This is a genomic window from Parahaliea aestuarii (genome assembly GCF_008064635.1).
GTDB lineage: Bacteria > Pseudomonadota > Gammaproteobacteria > Pseudomonadales > Halieaceae > Parahaliea > Parahaliea aestuarii.
Genome location: NZ_VRYZ01000005.1, coordinates 210,172 through 230,592 on the forward strand (window position 1 = coordinate 210,172; position 20,421 = coordinate 230,592).

At 61.8% G+C, this 20,421-nt stretch carries 12 protein-coding genes; 9 read left to right on the forward strand and 3 right to left on the reverse strand.

Annotated features, from left to right (window positions below; all coding sequences use genetic code 11):
- Window positions 1–10: 10 nt before the first annotated feature.
- The gene (locus FVW59_RS12670; protein ID WP_148064711.1) at window positions 11–820 is read right to left on the reverse strand and encodes an acyl-CoA thioesterase; all 810 of its coding nucleotides are present in this window, start codon (window positions 818–820) and stop codon (window positions 11–13) included.
- 394 nt (window positions 821–1,214) lie between these two features.
- On the opposite strand from FVW59_RS12670, the gene FVW59_RS12675 reads away from it, so the two are divergent.
- The 8 genes from FVW59_RS12675 to FVW59_RS12710 all read left to right on the forward strand — a co-directional run bounded on the left by FVW59_RS12675 (window position 1,215) and on the right by FVW59_RS12710 (window position 16,100).
- Window positions 1,215–3,137, forward strand: a complete 1,923-nt coding sequence (locus FVW59_RS12675) for a PrkA family serine protein kinase (RefSeq protein ID WP_148064712.1) — start codon at window positions 1,215–1,217, stop codon at window positions 3,135–3,137.
- A 181-nt stretch (window positions 3,138–3,318) separates the two neighbouring features.
- Window positions 3,319–4,578 carry a YeaH/YhbH family protein gene (locus tag FVW59_RS12680; protein ID WP_148064713.1) on the forward strand — a complete coding sequence of 420 codons (1,260 nt, stop codon included), beginning with the start codon at window positions 3,319–3,321 and terminating at the stop codon, window positions 4,576–4,578.
- Window positions 4,579–4,596: 18 nt separating this feature from the next.
- The gene (locus FVW59_RS12685) at window positions 4,597–6,114 is read left to right on the forward strand and encodes a SpoVR family protein (protein ID WP_148064714.1); all 1,518 of its coding nucleotides are present in this window, start codon (window positions 4,597–4,599) and stop codon (window positions 6,112–6,114) included.
- An 89-nt stretch (window positions 6,115–6,203) separates the two neighbouring features.
- Window positions 6,204–7,769: a phospholipase D family protein gene (locus FVW59_RS12690; protein ID WP_187275873.1), complete on the forward strand. Its 1,566-nt coding sequence runs from the start codon at window positions 6,204–6,206 to the stop codon at window positions 7,767–7,769.
- 153 nt (window positions 7,770–7,922) lie between these two features.
- Complete coding sequence (locus FVW59_RS12695; protein WP_148064716.1) at window positions 7,923–9,305, forward strand: aminotransferase family protein; 1,383 nt, start codon at window positions 7,923–7,925, stop codon at window positions 9,303–9,305.
- A 149-nt stretch (window positions 9,306–9,454) separates the two neighbouring features.
- Window positions 9,455–10,987 carry an alanine/glycine:cation symporter family protein gene (locus FVW59_RS12700; protein ID WP_148064717.1) on the forward strand — a complete coding sequence of 511 codons (1,533 nt, stop codon included), beginning with the start codon at window positions 9,455–9,457 and terminating at the stop codon, window positions 10,985–10,987.
- Window positions 10,988–11,478: 491 nt separating this feature from the next.
- On the forward strand, window positions 11,479–14,313 hold the full coding sequence (locus tag FVW59_RS12705) for a TonB-dependent receptor plug domain-containing protein (protein WP_148064718.1): 2,835 nt from the start codon (window positions 11,479–11,481) through the stop codon (window positions 14,311–14,313).
- Between the two features lie 2 nt (window positions 14,314–14,315).
- Window positions 14,316–16,100, forward strand: coding sequence for an amidohydrolase (locus tag FVW59_RS12710; RefSeq protein ID WP_148064719.1), 1,785 nt, complete (start codon window positions 14,316–14,318; stop codon window positions 16,098–16,100).
- Between the two features lie 61 nt (window positions 16,101–16,161).
- Here the strand turns inward: FVW59_RS12710 and FVW59_RS12715 are convergent, their stop codons facing one another.
- Together FVW59_RS12715 and pdxR are read right to left on the reverse strand one after the other, a co-directional pair.
- Complete coding sequence (locus tag FVW59_RS12715; protein ID WP_148064720.1) at window positions 16,162–16,920, reverse strand: SDR family NAD(P)-dependent oxidoreductase; 759 nt, start codon at window positions 16,918–16,920, stop codon at window positions 16,162–16,164.
- A 126-nt stretch (window positions 16,921–17,046) separates the two neighbouring features.
- The gene (gene pdxR / locus FVW59_RS12720) at window positions 17,047–18,507 is read right to left on the reverse strand and encodes a MocR-like pyridoxine biosynthesis transcription factor PdxR (protein WP_148064721.1); all 1,461 of its coding nucleotides are present in this window, start codon (window positions 18,505–18,507) and stop codon (window positions 17,047–17,049) included.
- A gap of 157 nt (window positions 18,508–18,664) precedes the next feature.
- Between pdxR and FVW59_RS12725 the strand changes: the two genes are divergently transcribed.
- Window positions 18,665–20,398: a DUF885 domain-containing protein gene (locus FVW59_RS12725; protein ID WP_148064722.1), complete on the forward strand. Its 1,734-nt coding sequence runs from the start codon at window positions 18,665–18,667 to the stop codon at window positions 20,396–20,398.
- The last annotated feature ends 23 nt before the right edge of the window (window positions 20,399–20,421 follow it).

Genomic DNA, 20,421 nt, shown 5'->3' on the forward strand with positions numbered 1-20,421 from the left:
GTCCGCGCGGCTACTCCCTGAAATAGACCAACTGGTGGGTGCTGGCCAGCAACTGGCCGGACTCACTCCACAACTCGGCTGACTGGTCGTGATAGCCCTTGTGGAAGCGGTTGCCCCAGGCCCGTCCCAGCAGGAAGCGGTCCCCCTGCCGTTCGAGTTCGGCGCCGTCGGCGTGGAAGTAGGTGGTCAGGCTCACGGTACCCACCGGTACAAACTGTGGCCGGCGCACAAACACCCGTGGGAAGAAGTTATCGGCGAGCGCCGCCAGGGCCGGGAAGTCCAGCGCCCGCGGCGGGTTGTCGCGAATCCACAGCACGGTTTCCGAACTGTCACTGGCCTCCGGCGCCTGCGCCAGGAAGCCCATTCCGCCGCGCACCACCCGCATTTCATAGTTGCTCACCCAGCGTGGCAGATGTTCCGAGGCCAGGGAGGGCGCTTCTGCTGCCGGCGGCACATCGGGAAAGCGGCGCTCCAGGTCCGCCCAGGTATCCCGGCGCAGGGCAAAGATGGCGCTGGCGGTTACCGGGATTTCGCCATTTTGGTGCAATTCTATCTGCCAGTGCTGGGAGGAGCGGTTGGTGCGCGTGGGGCGGGCCACCACCGCAAAGGGTTCCTCGCCCACCGGGCCGCCAAAATTGACGGTCAGCGACAGCGGGTCCCCCAGGCGGTCGGCAGAGAGGCAGGGGGCATTCAGCATCACCGCTGCGAGTACGCCGCCGAAGGGGCCGATGAAGTTGGCGTAGTCCGTGGGTATCTGGCCTTGGAAGGTATTCTCGCCATCGCTGCGGAGGGCGATGGCGCGGTCCAGGGGGTGTGACATGGGCTTTCCTTCTGGGAAATCAGGGGACAGGGTGCAATAGCGAGCGGCCCGTTATAGCAGTGGCGACATCGGCGCCGCAAGATAGCGGGGTGACGCAAAGTTGACGGCGCGGTGTGCAAGGTTGCAACGGGCAGAGGGTGGGAACAATTATTGCAGCGTGTAACGTGGGTGTCCGGGGACGATGGTGCCGGGATGGCAGGCGGTAAACCGGCGGCAACGCCCGCTGCAGTTAGCCGCATTCAGGCGCTGCAGATCGCCCTATTAAAAAAGGTTTTCTGCGTAAAATCACGCATTAAATTTTCAATCTTCGTCTTCTTAGCGCTTGAAATTCCTGTATGCTGAGGACGAGTCTTCAGTGAGTTTTCTTTGTCCAGGGACAGGGAGGAATAGAACGATGAGCCTATTCAATCACTATCAGGACCGCTACGAATCCACGCGCGAGGAAGAGTGCAGCCTTCAGGAGTACCTGGAGTTGTGCAAGTCCGATCCCAGTGTCTACGCGTCCGCCGCCGAGCGTATGTTGCTCGCGATCGGCGAGCCGGAAGTGGTGGATACCTCCAAGGACCCTCGCCTCAGCCGTATCTTCGCCAACAAGGTCATCAAGCGCTACAAGGCTTTTGACGAATTCTACGGCATGGAAGAGTGCGTCCAGAAAATCGTCTCCTACTTTCGCCATGCCGCCCAGGGGCTGGAGGAACGCAAGCAGATTCTCTATCTGCTGGGGCCGGTGGGCGGCGGCAAGTCGTCACTCGCCGAACGCCTCAAGCAGCTGATGGAGCGCCAGCCCATCTACTGCATCAAGGGCTCGCCGGTGTTCGAGTCGCCACTGGGCCTGTTCAACGCGGACGAGGACGGCCAGATACTCGAGGACGAGTACGGCATCCCCCGGCGCTACCTGAAATCGGTAATGTCCCCCTGGGCGGTGAAGCGCCTGCATGAGTTTCACGGCGATATCAGCCAGTTCAAGGTGGTCAAGGTGTTTCCGTCGATACTCGACCAGGTCGGCATATCCAAAACCGAACCGGGCGACGAGAACAACCAGGATATCTCTTCACTGGTGGGCAAGGTGGATATCCGCAAACTCGAACACTTCGCCCAGTCCGATCCCGATGCCTATTCCTACTCCGGTGGCATGTGTCTCGCCAACCAGGGGCTGATGGAATTCGTCGAGATGTTCAAGGCGCCGATCAAGGTACTGCACCCGCTGCTGACGGCGACCCAGGAGGGCAATTACAACGGCACCGAGAGCATCGGCGGCATTCCCTTTGAGGGCATTGTGCTGGCCCACTCCAACGAATCCGAGTGGCAGTCTTTCAAGAACAACAAGAACAACGAGGCCTTTATCGACCGGGTTTCCATCGTCAAGGTGCCGTACTGCCTGCGGGTGACGGAAGAGATCAAGATCTACGAAAAACTGCTGCAGAACAGTTCCCTGCACGAGGCGCCCTGCGCACCGGATACACTGGATATCCTGGCCCAGTTCAGCGTGCTGTCGCGCCTCAAGGAGCCGGAGAACTCCAGCATTTACTCCAAGATGCGCATCTACGACGGCGAGTCCCTCAAGGATCGCGACCCGAAGGCCAAGTCCATTGCCGAGTACCGGGACAACGCTGGCGTCAACGAAGGTATGAACGGCCTGTCGACCCGCTTTGCCTTCAAGGTCCTGTCACAGGTGTTCAACTTCGACGCTGTGGAGGTGGCCGCCAACCCGGTGCACCTGCTGTATGTACTGGAAACCGCCATCGAACAGGAGCAGTTCCCCCAGGAGACCCACGATCGCTACCTAAACTTCATCAAGGAGTGGCTGACGCCGAACTACGTCGAGTTCATCGGCAAGGAAATCCAGACGGCCTATCTTGAGAGCTACGCCGAATACGGCCAGAACCTGTTCGACCGCTACGTCACCTACGCCGACTTCTGGGTGCAGGATCAGGAATACCGCGACCCGGAAACCGGCGAGATACTCAGCCGCTCGGCGCTCAACGACGAACTCGAGAAGATCGAGAAGCCGGCCGGGATTTCCAACCCCAAGGACTTCCGCTCCGAGATCGTCAACTTCACCCTGCGCGCGCGGGCCAACAACGAGGGGCGCAACCCGCGGTGGACCAGCTACGAGAAGCTGCGCACCGTGATCGAGAAGAAGATGTTCGCCAGCACCGAAGACTTGCTGCCGGTTATCTCCTTCAACGCCAAGGCCTCCGCCGAGGACAAGAAGAAGCACTCCGACTTCGTCGAACGCATGGTCGATCGCGGGTACACCGAGAAGCAGGTGCGGCTGTTGTCCGAGTGGTATCTGCGGGTGAGGAAATCGCAGTAGGGCAGCGAGGCAAGAGCAAAGGAATTTGGCACCAAAGCAGGCGGAGGGGCGTGTATTTGGCTGAAGCGACCCTATGAGGCAGGACGCCGAATAGGAGCGTACATGGATGTATTCACAGCGTGTCGCGGAAGCCAAATACACGGGCCTTCGCCGGTAGTCGAAGCCGCCCGGAGGTAATGCAGTGGGATTTTTGATCGATCGCCGCAACAACCCCAAACAGAAAAGCGCCGTCAATCGCCAGCGCTTCCTGCGCCGCTATCGCGAACAGATTCAGCGCTCTGTCTCTGACAGTCTCAAAGGTCGACACATCACCGACAATGATCGCGGTGAACAGATATCGATTCCCACCAAGGATATCGGCGAGCCGCAGTTCCACCACGGCCGCGGCGGCCAGATTACCCACGTAGTCCCGGGCAACGAAGAGTACACTCGCGGCGATCGCATCGCCCGCCCCCAGGGCGGTAGTGGCGCGGGCGGGCAGCAGGGCAGTCCCGATGGCGAGGGCATGGATGACTTCGTGTTCCAGATCAACCAGCAGGAGTTTCTCGACGTCCTGTTCGACGATATGGAACTGCCCAACCTGACCAAGCGGCAATTGTCCGGGCTGGAGGAATTCCAGCGCCGGCGGGGCGGCTTCGCCTCTGATGGTACGCCTGCCAATCTCAGTATCGTGCGTTCCCTGCGCTCAGCCACAGCGCGCCGGATAGCACTCGGTGCCGGCCGCCGGCGCGAACTGCGCGAACTGGAGGAAGAGCTCGCCGCGCTGCCGGAGGCTCCCGAACATGAGGCGCGGCGGTCGGAACTCGGCGAACGTATCGAGGCGCTGCGAGAAGCCCTCTCGCGCATTCCCTTCCTGGACGACGTCGATATCCGCTTTCACCGGCACTACAACGAGCCGATCCCCCATTCCAAGGCGGTGATGTTCTGCGTGATGGATGTGTCCGGCTCCATGGACCAGGCTACCAAGGACCTGGCGAAGCGCTTCTACATTCTGCTGTACCTGTTCCTGTCGCGGAACTACGACCGCACCGAACTGGTGTTTATCCGTCACCATACGGTGGCCAAGGAGGTCGACGAAGAGGAGTTCTTCAATTCGCGGGAAACCGGCGGCACTGTGGTATCCAGTGCGCTGGAACTGATGAAGAATATTATCGAGGCGCGTTATTCGCCGGCCGAGTGGAATATTTATGGTGCGCAGGCTTCCGATGGCGACAACTGGCCCGACGACGCCCAGCGCAGTACAGCGCTGATCCGGCAGATACTGCCCCTGTGCCAGTACTATGCCTACGTGGAAATTACCGAAAGTGGCGACAAACCCCTGTGGCAGACCTACTCGGGGCTGGAGAGCGAGTGGCGGGATGTGTTCGCCATGCAGCATATTACCGGTCCGGGGGATATTTACCCCGTCTTTCACGAACTGTTTCGCAAGCAGAGCGCCTGACCAGGGAGTTGGCAAGACATGGCAGAGCCACTAAAACGCGAGCCCCTGTCCACCGGGTCCGACTGGACCTTCGAGCTGTTGCAGGACTACGAGCGGGAGATCGCCCGAATCGCCGGCAATTTCGGTCTCGACACCTATCCCAACCAGATCGAGATCATCAGCTCGGAACAGATGATGGACGCCTATGCCTCCGCGGCGATGCCCATCAACTATCACCACTGGAGCTTCGGCAAGCATTTCCTGGGGGTGCAGAACAACTACAAGCGCGGCCGCATGGGCCTAGCCTACGAGATCGTGTTCAACTCCAATCCCTGCATCGCCTACCTGATGGAGGAGAACACCCTCACCATGCAGGCCCTGGTGATCGCCCATGCCAGCTACGGCCATAACTCCTTTTTCAAGAACAACTATCTGTTCCGCACCTGGACCGATGCCGAGTCCATCATCGACTACATGCTGTTCGCCCGTAACTACATCGCCGAGTGCGAGCAGCGCCACGGCATCGATGCCGTTGAGGATGTACTGGATGCCTGCCATGCGCTGATGAATCACGGGGTGGACCGCTACAAGCGACCCTATCCACTGTCGGTGGAGGAGGAGCGGCTGAAGCGGGAAGAGCGCGAGGCCATCCTGCAACAGCAGGTCAACGAGCTGTGGAAAACCCTGCCGGTGACCGAGACCGAGGCGCAGCAGCAGGAGCATCGCTTCCCGGAGGAACCCCAGGAAAACATTCTCTACTTCCTGGAGAAGAATGCGCCCCTGCTGGAGCCCTGGCAGCGGGAGATCATCCGCATCGTGCGCAAAGTGTCCCAGTACCTCTATCCCCAGCGCCAGACCAAGGTGATGAACGAGGGCTGGGCCTGCTTCTGGCACTTTCACATTCTGCACGAGATGTACCGCGAGGGGCTGGTGAACGACGGCTTCATGATGGAGTTTCTGCAGTACCACACGGCCGTGGTTTACCAGCCGCCCTTTAATTCGCCCTACTACAGTGGCATCAATCCCTACACTCTGGGCTACGGGATGATGCAGGAGCTGCGTCGAATCAGCGAAAGCCCGACTGACGAGGACCGACGCTGGTTCCCGGATATCGCCGGTACGCCCTGGCAGGAAACCATGGACTTTGCCATGCGTAATTTCAAGGACGAGAGCTTCATCCTGCAATTCCTGTCACCCCGCCTGATACGGGAGCTGAAGCTGTTCGCTGTGGTGGACGACCAGGAAAAGGATTACCTGGAAGTGAGCGCGATACACGACGACGCCGGTTACCAGAAGGTGCGCGAATCCCTGTCGGCCAATTACGACCTCGGGAATATCGAGCCCTATATCCAGGTATACAACGTGAATGTACGTGGTGACCGTACCCTGACCCTGCGCCATGAAATGCATCGCGGCCGGCCGCTGGAGCAGGGCAGTGCAGAGGAGGTTGTGCGTCACCTGCAACAGCTGTGGGGCTTCGAGGTGATACTTGAATCGGTCAGTGGCGGCGAAGTGAAGTCGCGGATTGTCCACAGCGAACTGGGCGCCGGAGCCTGAGGGAAACCCGCTGGCATCACCTTGCCTGGCTGGTGGTCATGCAGGTTACAATCGAGCCCAGCATAACAAGACACAGCCGGGGTATCCGCATGAGCAAGCGTCGTCTGAACCGTACTGGTCTGCCGGTACTGATAGCACTGGTGCTCGGTTTCCTCGGCGCCTGCGCTTCCGTTCCCGACCCCGCCAGTTACGAGAAGCCTGCAAGCCATGCGCTGACTGACACGCAGGGCACCCGCCTGGGGCAGCTGGTGCGGGAAGGTCTCGGTGACATTGCGGACCAGTCGGCCTTTTATCCGCTGGTTGACGGCATGGATGCTTTTGTCGCGCGTATGGCAGTAGTGGCGGCGGCCGAGCGCAGCCTCGATGTGCAGTACTATATCTGGCACAACGACACCAGCGGTGTCCTGCTGGTCAATGAACTCCTCAAGGCGGCCGATCGCGGCGTGCGTGTGCGCCTGTTGCTGGACGACCTCGATACCGCCGGCAAGGATGCCTTTCTCGCCCGCTTCGACGCTCACCCCAACATTGAGGTAAGGCTCTACAACCCCTTTGGCTATCGCGGCAGCCGCGGTATCGGTTTCGCCGGCGATCTGAAGCGCCTCAACCACCGTATGCACAACAAGTCGCTTACCGCAGACAATCAGGTCACCGTGGTAGGGGGGCGCAACATCGGCAATGAATACTTTGGTGCCGTGGCGCACACTGCCTTCCAGGATCTCGATGTAATGGGTGTCGGCCCTGTGGTCGGCAAGGTGTCCACCATGTTCGACCGGTACTGGAACAGCGATGTCGTGGTGCCGGTCGCGGCTTTCGGGCTGGACGATGGCAGTAGTGACGACACCCTGCCGCAGGCGCGCGCCGCACTGGAGCAGCGCGCAGCGGAGTACATGGATTCGGACTATGTCCGCGCCATTCGGGCCGATGGCGCGCTGGAGCGACTGCAACTAAGTAAGATGACATTTCTTCGCGGGCGCGCGACCCTGCTCTATGACTCCCCGGACAAAGTGACAGCCACCGAAATTACCGCGGATACCCACCTGGCGCCACAGCTCGCGCCGCTGTTCACCGAGGCCAGGGGTGAAGTGGTGATCGTATCGCCATACTTCGTGCCCGGCGAGAAGCTGGTGGATTTTTTCGGCGACCTCGCCGACAAGGGCGTTCGGGTGCGGATTATCACCAATTCGCTGGCCGCCAATGATGTCGGTCTGGTGCATGCGGGATATATGCGCTACCGCGAGGCCCTGATCCGGCGCGGGGTTGAAATGTACGAGTACAAACCCGATCCCAGCCAGATCACCCGCAACAAGAAATGGATCGGTTCCTCGGAGGCGAGTCTGCACGCCAAAACCATGGGTTCAGGCCATCAGCGGGTCTTTGTCGGTTCCTTCAACCTCGATCCGCGTTCGATCGCCCTCAACACGGAAATGGGCATTCTCATCGAGAACGAGACCGTCGCCACTCAGTTGCACGACAGTTTCGACACCATGGTCGGTCGACAGGCCTACCGCGTGGAACTGGTCGATGGCAAGCTGCGCTGGACCGACCCGGGCACCGACGGGCAGGCGATCATCTACGATACCGAGCCCCATACCACCTGGTGGCAGCGTTTTGCCGCGGGGACCCTGTCGCTGATCGTGCCTGAGAGCATGCTCTAGCTTTGTGCACCGTATTGGTGCGCAGCTTGTCGCTCCGGGGTGCTGGTGCCATCGGCTTATATGGGCTGGACCTACGCCGCGCACCGCCTGAGTCCCTAAGCTGGACGTCAATCGGGGCACCTTTGCCCCCGGACACCACACGGGAGCATTGGCATGCAACAGGCGGCCCTGACGGCACCATCCACAGACATCATCCAGACTGATCGCGAGACGGTTTGGCACCACCTTACCCAGCACAGCCAGTTTGAGCACAGTGACCCCATGGTGATCGTGCGCGGCGAAGGCATGCGGGTGACTGACGCCACCGGGCGCGAGTACCTCGATGCGACCTCCGGCGGCGTGTGGTCGGTGAACGTGGGTTACGGACGTACCGAGATTGCTGATGCGGTGCGCGACCAACTCGTGACCATGTGTTACTTCGCCGGTACCGCCGGCAGCGAGCCGGGCGCGCGCTTTGCCGCACGCCTGCTGGAGAAGCTGCCGGGCCTGGGCCGTGTCTACTATTCCAACTCCGGCTCCGAGGCGAACGAAAAGGCCTACAAGATGGTGCGCCAGCTGGCCCATATGGAGGGGGACGGCAGCAAGTCGAAAATCATCTACCGCGATCGCGATTATCACGGCACGACCTTCGGTGCCCTGAGTTCCACCGGACAGTTCGAGCGCAAGGAGCACTACGGCCCCTTCCTGGACGGCTTTGTGTCCTTTGCCAACTGCTGCTGTTATCGCTGCCCCTTCGGCAAGACCTACGGCAGCTGTGATATCGACTGTGCCCAGGACCTGGAAACCGTCATCCAGCGGGAGGGCCCGGAGACTGTCGGGGCGGTGGTGTTGGAGCCGATCACTGCCGGTGGCGGCGTGATTCCACCGGTACCGGAGTACTTTCCCATCATCGAGGCCATCTGCCGCAAGTACGGGGTACTGCTGCACATCGACGAGGTGGTGTGCGGTCTCGGGCGCACCGGCGAATGGTTCGGCTACCAGCACTTCAAGGTGCAGCCGGATATTGTCACCATGGCCAAGGGCGTCGCCAGCGGCTATGCCGCCATCTCCTGTACGGTCACCAGTGAATCGTTGTTCCAGCGCTTCAAGGCCCTACCGGCGGACCGCCTCGGCTACTTTCGCGATATCAGCACCTTTGGCGGCTGCACTGCCGGACCAACCGCGGGGCTGGTCAATATCGACATCATCGAGCGCGAGGACCTGCTGGCCAATGTGCGCCAGCGCGGCGCGCAACTCATGGACGGGCTGCAGGCCCTGAAGGCCAAGTATCCGCTGGTGGGCGATGTGCGCGGCGTGGGCCTCTTTGCCGGCCTGGAACTGGTGCAGGACAGGGAAAGCAAACAGCCGGCCCCGGAGCAGACCGCCATGGCCATCGCCAAAGACTGCTCCGACCAGGGTGTGCTGATCGGGCGCACCAACCGGAGTTTTCGTGAGTTCAACAACACCCTGTGCCTGAGCCCCGCACTGATCGCTTCCAGTCGCGACATCGACGACATCATCGAAGCCCTCGACGGAGCCCTGATGCGTTGTGGCTGAGCCCGGGAAGCAGTACGCAATCAACCACCCGTTGCTGCGCCTTACGGTCAGGACTGGCCGGAGGCGCACGACAACCTAGGCAGGGCCTCGCGGCGCCTGCATCCTGCGTCGCGCTGCGTTATAGTCAAACCGCACACAGGAATCTCTTCATGAAGCACCGCACCCTCCTTACCCTGCCGGCATTGATGGCCCCGTTGCCCGCGCTGGCGGCCGACATCGACGCCTGGGTCGACGGCCTGATGAGTCCGGTGACCGAAGCACTGTCCGCCCTTGTCTTTTTCAGCGTGCCGTTGTTTGGCGCCGATTTGCCCCTGGTGGTTTTGTGGCTGGTTGCCGCGGCGGTGTTTTTCACCTGCTATTTCGGTTTCCTCAATGTTCGCGGCCTGCCACATGCGCTGCGCATTGTGCGCGGCGCCTACCACAACCCCGATCACAAAGGTGAGGTTACTCACTTCCAGGCCCTCGCCACGGCGGTTTCCGGCACTGTGGGTATCGGCAATATCGGCGGTGTCGCGGTGGCCATTTCCGTCGGTGGGCCCGGCGCGGCCTTCTGGATGATTGCCGCCGGTGTGCTCGGTATGTCCACCAAGTTTGTCGAGTGTACCCTCGGTACGCTGTACCGCCGGCAGAATCCCGATGGCTCCGTGTCCGGTGGCCCGATGTACTACCTGGAAAAAGGCTTTGCCGAGAAGGGCAGGGCGGGGCTGGGCCGCTTCCTCGGCCGCTTCTATGCGCTGGGTATCGTTATTGGCTGCATGGGCATCGGCAACATGTTCCAGGCCAACCAGGCCTATGTGCAGGTGGTCAACGTTACTGGCGGCTTTGGTTCCAGCTGGTTTGGCGACAAGGGCTGGCTGTTCGGCCTGATTCTGGCGGCGCTGGTGGCGCTGGTGATTCTGGGGGGCATACGCAGTATCGCCCGGGTGACCGGCAAGGTAGTGCCCTTCATGGCGCTGTTCTACTGCGCCGGCGCCCTGCTGATTCTGGTCATGAATCGCGAGGCGCTGCCCTTCGCCCTGCAGGCCATTGTCAGCGGTGCCTTCAGTGCCGAGGGCGTCACCGGCGGTGCGCTGGGTGTCATGGTGATCGGCTTCCAGCGGGCCGTATTCTCCAACGAAGCCGGTATTGGCTCTGCCGCCATCGCCCACTCGGCGGTGCAGACCAACGATCCGGTGACAGAGGGCTTTGTGTCCCTGCTCGAGCCCTTCATCGACACGGTGATCATCAGCACCATGACAGCACTGGTGATCATCACCACGCTCTACTATGTACCGAGTTTCACCCAGGGGCTCGGCGGTATTGAAATGACCTCCCGGGCCTTCGAACGCAATGTGGCCTGGTCACCCTATTTCATTGCCGTTGCCGGCTTCCTGTTCGCGTTCTCTACCATGATCGCCTGGGCCTATTACGGGTTGAAGGGCTGGACCTACCTGGTCGGCGAGGGGAAGCTGGCGGAGGCCGGCTTCAAGTTGGTGTTCTGCCTGTTTGTGGTCGTCGGCTCCAGTATGCAACTGGGTTCCATCCTCGACTTTTCCGACGCCATGGTGTTCCTGATCTGTGTCCCCAATATCCTCGGGCTCTACCTGCTGGCGCCGGTTGTGCGTCGCGAGTTGCGACGCCATGCGCAGCAGGTGCGCGATAACGAGCCCCTGCAGGTGCAACAGGAGCCCGCCCGCACCTGATTGCCAAACACCTTTCCAAACACCTGTGTAGAAGGGCGCACTGTCTCGACAGTGCGCCTTTTTTCAGGTTGGTCCTATGGCGGCCCGTAGAGCCGCACTCGCAACACGCACCCTGTGTCATTGTCGATACGACCTTACGTGATTGACGTCCTTCCGGGGGAGAGTCCGTGATAACCGGCGCCGGCCACCCCGTTTTTGCCCGGTTCCGGTGCGCGGCAACAGAAAATTTTCACCAAAACGCTCAGATAGCGTGCAGGAATCGATGCACCCGACGGGTGGCCTCACCTTTCCACAATGCTGGTTCTATGGTGCTTTCGACACAGCCACTACTGTGATCACGAGAGCGCGGAAAGCCTAATAAATACCCCAACGGGAAGCGCAGCTCCTTTACGTTCCAGTCGGAACAGGTGCCTCCGCCGGCGCAAGCACGGGGGAGTCGACGGTAACAGTCTTGTGAGATTCCCGGGAGGAATCTCGCGATAGGGGGTCACATGAACAAAGTATTCCAATTCGAAAAGCGTCCTCTGGCGATATTGCTGGCCGGCGGGGTAGTTCTCGGAACCAGCCAGTTACAGGCCCAGGCGGCCGAGCCGGAAGGTGTGGTCGAGGAAGTGATTGTTACCGGCTCACGTTTGAGTCGAACCGGCTACGATACGCCAACGCCGCTGACCTCTCTGGGCTCGGAAGAACTGGCGACCCAGGCGCCGGAGAATATCGCCGACCTGGTGAACACCCTGCCGTCAGTGGCGGGTAGCCAGACCGGCACTACCAACTCGGGCAGTCTGGCGACCGGTATCGCCGGCATCAGCGCGATCAACCTGCGCGCGCTCGGCGCGGGCCGCACACTGGTGTTGCTGGATGGCCGCCGCTCACCGGTGTCTACCTCTTCCGGCTTTATCGATACCAATACCATGCCGCAGGGACTGATCGACCGGGTGGAAGTGGTCACTGGAGGCGCCTCGGCAGCCTATGGTTCCGGGGCTGTCGGGGGCGTGGTCAACTTTATTCTCGACAAGGATTACGAAGGGGTAAAAACCACGGCGGACTATGGCATCACCACCCGCGGTGACAACGAGTCCAAACGCATTGGTTTTACGGCGGGGTCCGCCTTCGCCGGCGGGCGCGGCCACTTTCTGTTCGATTCCCAGGCCACTGACAGCGACGGCATTCACGAGACGCAGCGCGGCTGGAACAAGTCCGGCTACTATGCAATGCCCAACCCGGCCCTGTTCCGGGGCGAGCAGGGTGTTCCCACCTTCATTACCGGCAAGAATATCGGCCTGTCCTCACACACCATCGGTGGCCTGGTTGTCGACGGGCCCCTGCGTGGGACCTACTTCGGTGAGGGGGGATCGATCAATCAGCTCAACTACGGTGAAGTGGGTGGCCAGTGGATGCAGGGCGGAGACTGGCAGTACACCTCGCACCAGGCGGGGACCCAGTCGCTGGCGGCCGCCGATGAGCGGCAGAGCTTTTTCACCCGCGCCAGTTTTGATGTAAACGAGGCTTTCAGCGTGTTCGGCGAGGCGTCCTATGCCGGCTGGGAGGGCTACGCCAATTACCTGCGCGTGCCCACCCTGCGCAATGTGATCCAGCGCGATAATGCCTTCCTGTCCGACGAAATGGCCCAGGCGATGGATACGGCGGGTGTTGATTCCTTCCTGCTGTCGACCGCCAATGGCGACTCGGAGATCTCCGGGCACAACAATGAACGCGAGACCTATCGCTTCACCGCCGGTGCCGAGGGCTTCTTCAATCTGTTCGAGAAAGACTGGGATTGGGATGCCAGCTATACCAAGTCGCGCACTGTGGCCCTGCAGAAGTACCTGCCAACCATCTACCACCTCGAACGCTATGCCATGGCCACCGATGCGGTGATCGACCCGGCCACTGGCGAAGCAGTGTGCCGCACCAGCCTGTCAGACCCGGACAACGGCTGTGTGCCACTTAATATCATGGGTACGGGCGTTTCCACACCCGAGGCCTGGGATTATGTCAGTGGTGCGCCAGAGCGTGAGGAAACCTACGATATGGACGTGGTGGCGATGAACTTCCGTGTCAATGACATCACCGGCTGGGCGGGCCCCATCTCCGTTGCCTTTGGCGGCGAGTGGCGCGAAGAGTCGATATACGGCGAGGTGGAGGATCAGTACCAGAGCGGCTGGCGCTTCGGGAACTTCCAGGAAGACCGCGGCGAGTTCGATGTCTGGGAAAGCTACGTGGAGGCCCTGGTACCGCTCGGCTTCGGTGTGGACTTCAACGGCGGCTATCGCTATGCCGACTACAGCCTGAGCGGCGAGGTGGAAACCTGGAAGCTGGGCCTCACCTGGCAGCCGATTAAGGATGTGACGCTGCGAGGCACACGCTCGCGTGATATTCGCGCGCCCAACCTCGGCGAGCTGTTCGCCACCGGCACTGCGCGCGGCAACACGGTCGAGATCAACGGCGTCATCGTGCCCTACCAGCAGAGCCTGCAGGGCAGCACCGAACTCGCCCCGGAAGTAGCCGAGGGCTGGAGCGGTGGCATCGTGTGGCAGCCCGGCTTCCTGCCCGGCTTTGGCGCCTCGCTGGACTACTACGATATCGAAGTGAACGATGTGATTGGCAGTGTCTCGGCGGAGCAGGTTGCCAGCTTCTGCTTTGACAGCGGCATCCAGGCCTACTGTGACGACATGGTATTCACCGATCCCAGTGACCCCACGACACTGACCACGATCAACATCTATTACGAGAACCTGAACAGCCTGCGCGCAGAGGGACTGGATCTGGAACTGTCCTACGATTTCGAAATGGCGCAACTGGTGTCTGACGTCCCCGGCTACGTCAGCCTGCGCTTTATGGCGACCCACTACATGGAAAACGTCACCGACAATGGCACTACTGCGATCGATATGGCCGGCAGCAATTCGTCGTTGGCCGGCGCTACGCCGGACTGGAAATACCGGGCAACGGCACTCTACAGCCTCGCCCCCTGGACCTTCAACCTGACCATGCGCGGTGTCAGCTCGGGTGTACTGGGTAATGACTTTATCGAGTGTTCGAGTGACTGCCCGGCCAGCGTCTATCCGGCCCTGACGGTTGATGATAACGACGTCGACGGCCAGGTCGTATTCGATGCCTATGTCTCGCGCAGTTTTGACTTCTGGGATGACAGTACCGGCGAAGTCTACCTGGCCTGGAGCAATATCTTTGACGAGGATCCGCCGCTGAGTTCGGAGCCCCTGTACCAGGGCACTGACATTCCCGCTGCCTACCCGCAGACCAACCGCAGTATCTACGACTTCCTCGGCAGTCGTTTTCGTATCGGCGTACGGGCGGAGTTCTGAGTATGGGAGAACGGCAGTCAGTAGTATCCCCCGCTTTGACGCGGCGACTGGCGATCATCGGGCGGGCGCTGTCCGCCCTGGCCATCGCCGGCTGGCTCTGGGCGTGTAGCGAGCGGCAGGTCGCTGTGCCTGCCGCGGAAGAGGCGGCTTTCAGCGGCCTGCCCGCTGATGCCCTGTACCTGAACGGTGAAGTGATCACCATGGCCGGGGAGGACGCAAGGGCCGAAGCCTTCGCCGTACTGGGTGAGCGCATAGTAGCGGTGGGCAGCAGCGACGCCATGCGGCGCCTGGCCGGGCCGGCAACCGAGGTTGTCGATCTCGAGGGCAGGGCGGTGGTGCCTGGGCTCTATGCGGCCCACGATCATTTTCCCGGTGCCGGCGTTGTCGCCACCCGGCTGGTCGACCTGAACAGCCCGCCGATGGGCCGCATGACCACCATCGACGATGTGGTAGACGCACTGGCCGTGCGTGCAGCCAGCACCCCGGCCGGAGCGTGGATTCAGGGCCGCGGCTACGATGACACCCTGCTGGAGGACGGCCGCCACCCCACCCGCGAGGACCTGGACCGGGCCTCGACCGCGCATCCGATCTGGATCAGTCACACTTCGGGGCACCTCGGCGTGGCCAATAGCCTTGCCCTGGAGATGGCCGGTATTACCGCGGCCACCCCGCAACCGGAAGGCGGCGTTATCCGCGTGGATCCTGAAACCGGTGAGCCCGATGGGGTGCTCGAGGAGAAGGCCCAGGTAGTGTCGGCACTGATCCCGCCCATGTCCGAGGACGAGGAAATGGCCGCCTACCGCGCCGCGGTGGATCTCTATCTGCGCCAGGGTGTCACCACCACGGTGATTACCGGTGCCCGCCCGGATACCTTCAGGGCACTGCAAAAGGCGCGGCAGAAGGATATCCTCGACCTGAGGGTGGTGGCGATGTCCATGTGCATGGACAGCAAAGAACCAGCCCCGGTGCAGAGTGCCGGTTTTGTCAGCGGTTTCGGCGACAGTCACCTGAAGCTCGGTGGCGTTAAAATTGTGCAGGACGGCTCCAACCAGGGCTATACAGGCTATTTCACCGAGCCTTACCACACGCCCTATCACGGCGACGACCAGTGGCGCGGCTATCCCTGGCGCAGCCAGGAAGAGCTGACGGCGATGGTGGTAGACCTGCACCAGCAGGGATACCAGATCGCCATCCACGGCAATGGCGACGCCGCCATAGACCAGATCCTCAATGCCTTCCGCGCCGCCCAGGAAGCCTTCCCGCGCGCCGATGCGCGCCACCGTATCGAGCACTGCCAGATGGTGCGCAAGGACCAGCTCGATACCATCGCTGAACTCGGTATCACGCCATCGTTCTTCGTCGGCCACGTGTTCTACTGGGGTGACCGCCACCGCGACATCTTCATGGGCCCCGAGCGGGCGGCGGGCATCAGCCCGCTGGCCTCCGCCGACGCACGCGGCATCGTGTACACCATCCACGACGACACCCCGGTCACGCCGGTGGATCCCCTGCAACTGTTGTGGGTGTCTGCCAACCGCCTGACCCGCAGTAACCAGGTGCTGGGTGGCGAGGAACGGGTGGCCGTGGAGCGCGCCCTGCGCGCCCTGACCATCGACGCGGCCTGGCAGAACTTCGAGGAGGTGGACAAGGGGTCGATCGAGGTGGGCAAGCTCGCGGACTTCGTGGTGCTGTCGAAGAACCCTTTGACCATTGATCCGCTGGAACTACGCGATATCGAGGTACTTTTCACCTATGTCGGAGGAGAGGCCGTGTATCGAAAAATCTGAACCAGCCGTTGCGGGCTGTGCAGTTTGGCCCGGCACCGATCAGGTGCCGGGCCTTTTTTTTTCAATCCCGGTAAATCGACAGGGCCGAAAACGCCTGCCTCACCGGCATCAGTTCCAGCGCGTTCACATTCAGGTGGGGTGGTAGGGAAGCAATCCACCAGCAGGTTTCGGCAATGTCCTCGGGCTGGATCGGGTTGGCGCCGGCGTACAGGGCGTCGTGGGCATCCTGGTTGCCGTCGGTGCGCACCAGGGTGAACTCGCTCTCCGACAGCCCCGGCGCCAGGTTGGTGACGCGCACGCCGGTGCCCTGCAGGTCGCCGCGCAGGGCGTAGGAGAACTGCTCGACAAAGGCCTTGGTGCCGCAGTACACGTTGCCGCCGGGGTAGGGCCAGTGGCCGGCCACCGAACCGATGTTGATGACGCTGGCACCTGTGCCGGTTTCGATGAGACGCGGCAGCAGGGCATGGGTGACGGTGGTCAGGCCCTTGACGTTGGTGTCGATCATGCGATGCCACTGCTCGAGGTCGCAGCGCTGGGCTGGCTCGGTTCCCAGGGCGAGGCCGGCATTGTTGATCAGGGTGTGGATGCTGTCGAAGGGCGCTTGCAGGGACGCCACGGCGGCCTGTACCGAATCGGTGTCGCGCACATCAAGCGTCAGCGGCAATACCGTGCTGAGAGGGGCCAGCTCGGTGCTCAGGGCTTCCAGACGGTCACTGCGACGTCCGGTGATGACCAGGTTCCAGCCCTCATGGGCGAAACGGCGGGCGCAGGCGAGTCCGAAGCCGGAGGTGGCGCCGGTGATGAAAACAGTCTTTTGCATGGTCAGATTCCGGAGTTGAAACGGGCACCTATCATACCGTCTGCACCGCCGCTTTGCGCCGCCGTGGTGCGGCGGTAGTGCTTTGCTGCTCCCGATTGGCGCAAGTCGCGGGCATTCCCGGCTGCACTAGCGATCAAAACACTGCGCCAGGGTTTGAATCCCGGGTGTAATTTTGTGGGCGGGAATGGCGGAGAAACCCATGCGGAAATAGTTTGCCGGCGGGTTGTCGCCAGCGAAGTGAATGCCGCCCGGTTCGACCAGCACACTTTTCTTCGCTGCGCGCCAGGCCAGGGCCTCGCTATCCACCCCCGGCGGCGCCTGCAGCCACAGGGAGGTGGCGCCGGAACTGACCGAGCCACCCAGCATACCGGGAAGGTACTGTTCTACCCCCTGCACCATGCGATCCAGCTTGGAGCGATACAGTTCGCGAATCTTGCGCAGGTAGGCATCGTAGTAGCCCTGTGACAGGAACAGGGCCAGTTGGCGCTGGTTGTTGGCTGGCGGATGGCGATACATGAGCCGGCGCAGCGAGCGGGCCTCGTTGATCAATTCCTCGTCCGCCACCATAAAGCCGATGCGCAGCCCCGGAGAAATCGATTTGGACATGCTGCCGATATAGACCACCCGGTTGCCGCGATCCATGGCCTTCAGCGCCGGTGTGGGGTTGTCCTGCATATTGATTTCGGCATCGTAGTCGTCCTCGATCAGTATCATGTCGCGCAACTGTGCCATGTGCAGCAGGGCCTTGCGACGATCTGCGCTGAGTACCGCCCCGGTGGGCACCTGGTGGCTGGGTGTGAGGTAGAGGTAGTCGCAGGTTTCCAGTTGCTCGTCGACCACAATGCCCTGTTCGTCGACGCCCTGTAGGTGCAGGTCCGCGCCGAAGGTGGCAAAGATATTGCGCGCATCGCGAAAGCCCGGGTCCTCGAGCCCCACCCGTACGCCGGGCTGGCAAAGCAGGTTGGCCAGCAGGTAGAGGGAATTCTGGGTGCCGATGGTCACCAGTATCTCGCTGGCCTCGGCGTAGATGCCGCGCCGGGGCAACAGGCGGGTGCGCAGTTGCTCGATCAGCATCGGGTCGTCGGTGTCCACCCTGTCGTCGATCCAGTGCCGGCTCCAGCGCTCGTGGAGGGTTTTGCGGGCGCAGTCCCGCCACTGCTCGATGGGGAAATACTCGTGCTGCACCTGCCCGTAGATAAAGGGGTATTCGAAACTGGCCCAGTTGTTGGGTTTGACGATATTGCGGTCGCTGCCGGGGCGGATGCAGAAACGCTGCTGCCAGTCTACCGCTTCGACATCACCTGCGTCGCAGTTGCCGGGCAGGTATTCCGGGTCGGCGTAAGTGGGGGCCACGAAGTAGCCGCGACGCGGGCGGCTGACCAGGTAGCCTGTGTCCACCAGGTGCTCGTAGATCAGTACGATGGTGTTGCGCGAAACGCCGAGCATGCTGGCCATGCGCCGGGAGGAGGGCAGTGGTTCACTGGCGGGCAGTTTGCCGCTGAGAATCAGGTCGACCAGGTGTTCACGTACCTGGTCCTGCAGGGTGCGGTCGCTGTCAAATTCGATGTGTATGTAGGATTCCAGCATGGCTTGGGACTCAGGAACAGATTTTCATAAATTATAGGCAATATCTGCGCCAGTTACGCCGACCGCCCTGGGCCGCAGCGCCAGGTGACCCTTGCCCTAGGCCGCCTGGTTCGCAACACTTTACCAGTCTCATGAACCAGTTACATGGATTATCAATATGACCAGAATTTACCTACTGGCTTTTCTCGCCCTGCTGTCCCTGTCCGCTCATGCCGACTGGATTGAGCAGAGCAATCGCTACGCCATGCAGGTCCTGGAACGCCAGGCCAGTGTTGAGCCGGAGACAGTCGCCGCCTATGGCCTGTCCCGCTTTGACGCGGAGGTGGCGCACATTGGTCCCGGCAGCCATCAGCGCCAACTGGCGCTGTACCGGGAGCTGCTGGCTGCTATCGACGGCTGGCGCGAGAGCGAGAAAAATACCCGTGTCATTCAGGACCTGGAGATCATGGCCAGCGCCATGCAGGGAGAGCTCGACACTCTGCAGCTGGAGCATCAGTACCTGCTGCCCTACGTCGACCTGCACGCTTTCCTGTTCAACAGCTTCCGCAGCCTGCTGGATCCTCGCGTCGACAGGAAGCGCTATCCCGCCGCGCTGGAGCGTTTGGCAAAGTACACTGGCCAGGCCGATGGCGTTACGCCGATCACCGAGCAGGCCCGGTCGCTCACCGAATCCCGCCGCGCTGACAAGACCCTGCTCGGTCCCTACCGCGGCGAAGTGGAAAACCATCTCGAGTCCGCTCCCCACCTGTTGGCCGGCCTGCGCAGCGTGTTCGAGGATTCGGGCCTCGACGGCTGGCAGGATGGTCTGGCGCTGCTGGAACAGCAGCTGGCGGATTACGGGAATTGGGTACGCGAGACCGTGCTGCCGCTGGCGCGGGAGGACAATCGCCTGCCCGAGGCCCTCTACGTGGACAGTCTCAAGAGCTACGGCGTCATGGATTCTCCCGAGGCCCTGATCGCCGAGGGACAGTACAGCTACCAGTTGATCCGCAGCCAGATGCAGGCGCTGGCCATGCGCATCGCGGCGGAACGCGGCTGGAAAGACCATCGCCTGGTGCCGGTGCTGCGCGAGCTGAAAAAACAGCAGGTGCCACAGGACGAACTGCTGGCGCTGTACCGGGAGCGCCTGAAGACGGTGGAAGACATCATCCGCCGCGAGCAACTGGTCACGCTGCCCGGGCGCGATGCGGTTATCCGCATGGCGAGCGAGGCAGAAGCCGCCGCGATCCCCGCGTCCTTCATGAGCCCGCCCCAGTTGATCGACAACACCGGCCAGTACGGTGAATTCGTACTGGTGCAGAGCAATCCCGCGCTGGGGCCGGAAGCGCAGATGGACGACTGGAGCCACGACGCCATGACATGGGCCCTGCTGGTGCACGAGGCGCGACCGGGTCACGAACTGCAGTTCTCCCGGTTGGTGGAAGACGGCACCTCACTGGCGCGGGCCATCTACGCCTTCAACAGCGCCAATGCCGAGGGGTGGGGGCTCTACGCCGAATCCATCATGCAGCCCTACCTGCCGCTGGAAGGCCAGCTGTTTGACCTCTACACACGCCTGATGCGGGCGGCGCGCATGTTCCTCGACCCGATGGTCAACACCGGCCAGATGAGCCGCGACGAGGCGGAGAATTTCCTGGTGGAGCAGACGGCGTTGTCGCGGCCCATGGCCAGCTCCGAGGCCGACCGCTATGCCTTCCGCTTGCCCGGCCAGGCCACCTCCTATTACTACGGCTATGTGCGCTTGATGCGCCTGCGCACGGAAGTGGAAATCGCCCTGGGTGACGATTTCAGCGCGCTGGAATTCCACGACTTCATCCTGAAGCAGGGCCTGTTGCCGCCGGCGCTGTTGCGGGAGGCGGTACTGCAGCAGTTTGGCGTGTCCCGGGACTGAAGCGGCGGCTTCCGCCGCTTTCC

Excerpts from the sequence above, each read along its gene's own strand:
- FVW59_RS12715 (WP_148064720.1), bottom strand. The coding sequence starts at position 16,920 with ATGCAAAAGACTGTTTTCATCACCGGCGCCACCTCCGGCTTCGGACTC.
- FVW59_RS12675 (WP_148064712.1), top strand. The coding sequence starts at position 1,215 with ATGAGCCTATTCAATCACTATCAGGACCGCTACGAATCCACGCGCGAG.
- pdxR (WP_148064721.1), bottom strand. The coding sequence starts at position 18,507 with ATGCTGGAATCCTACATACACATCGAATTTGACAGCGACCGCACCCTG.
- FVW59_RS12685 (WP_148064714.1), top strand. The coding sequence starts at position 4,597 with ATGGCAGAGCCACTAAAACGCGAGCCCCTGTCCACCGGGTCCGACTGG.
- FVW59_RS12690 (WP_187275873.1), top strand. The coding sequence starts at position 6,204 with ATGAGCAAGCGTCGTCTGAACCGTACTGGTCTGCCGGTACTGATAGCA.
- FVW59_RS12700 (WP_148064717.1), top strand. The coding sequence starts at position 9,455 with ATGAAGCACCGCACCCTCCTTACCCTGCCGGCATTGATGGCCCCGTTG.
- FVW59_RS12725 (WP_148064722.1), top strand. The coding sequence starts at position 18,665 with ATGACCAGAATTTACCTACTGGCTTTTCTCGCCCTGCTGTCCCTGTCC.
- FVW59_RS12695 (WP_148064716.1), top strand. The coding sequence starts at position 7,923 with ATGCAACAGGCGGCCCTGACGGCACCATCCACAGACATCATCCAGACT.
- FVW59_RS12705 (WP_148064718.1), top strand. The coding sequence starts at position 11,479 with ATGAACAAAGTATTCCAATTCGAAAAGCGTCCTCTGGCGATATTGCTG.
- FVW59_RS12670 (WP_148064711.1), bottom strand. The coding sequence starts at position 820 with ATGTCACACCCCCTGGACCGCGCCATCGCCCTCCGCAGCGATGGCGAG.
- FVW59_RS12710 (WP_148064719.1), top strand. The coding sequence starts at position 14,316 with ATGGGAGAACGGCAGTCAGTAGTATCCCCCGCTTTGACGCGGCGACTG.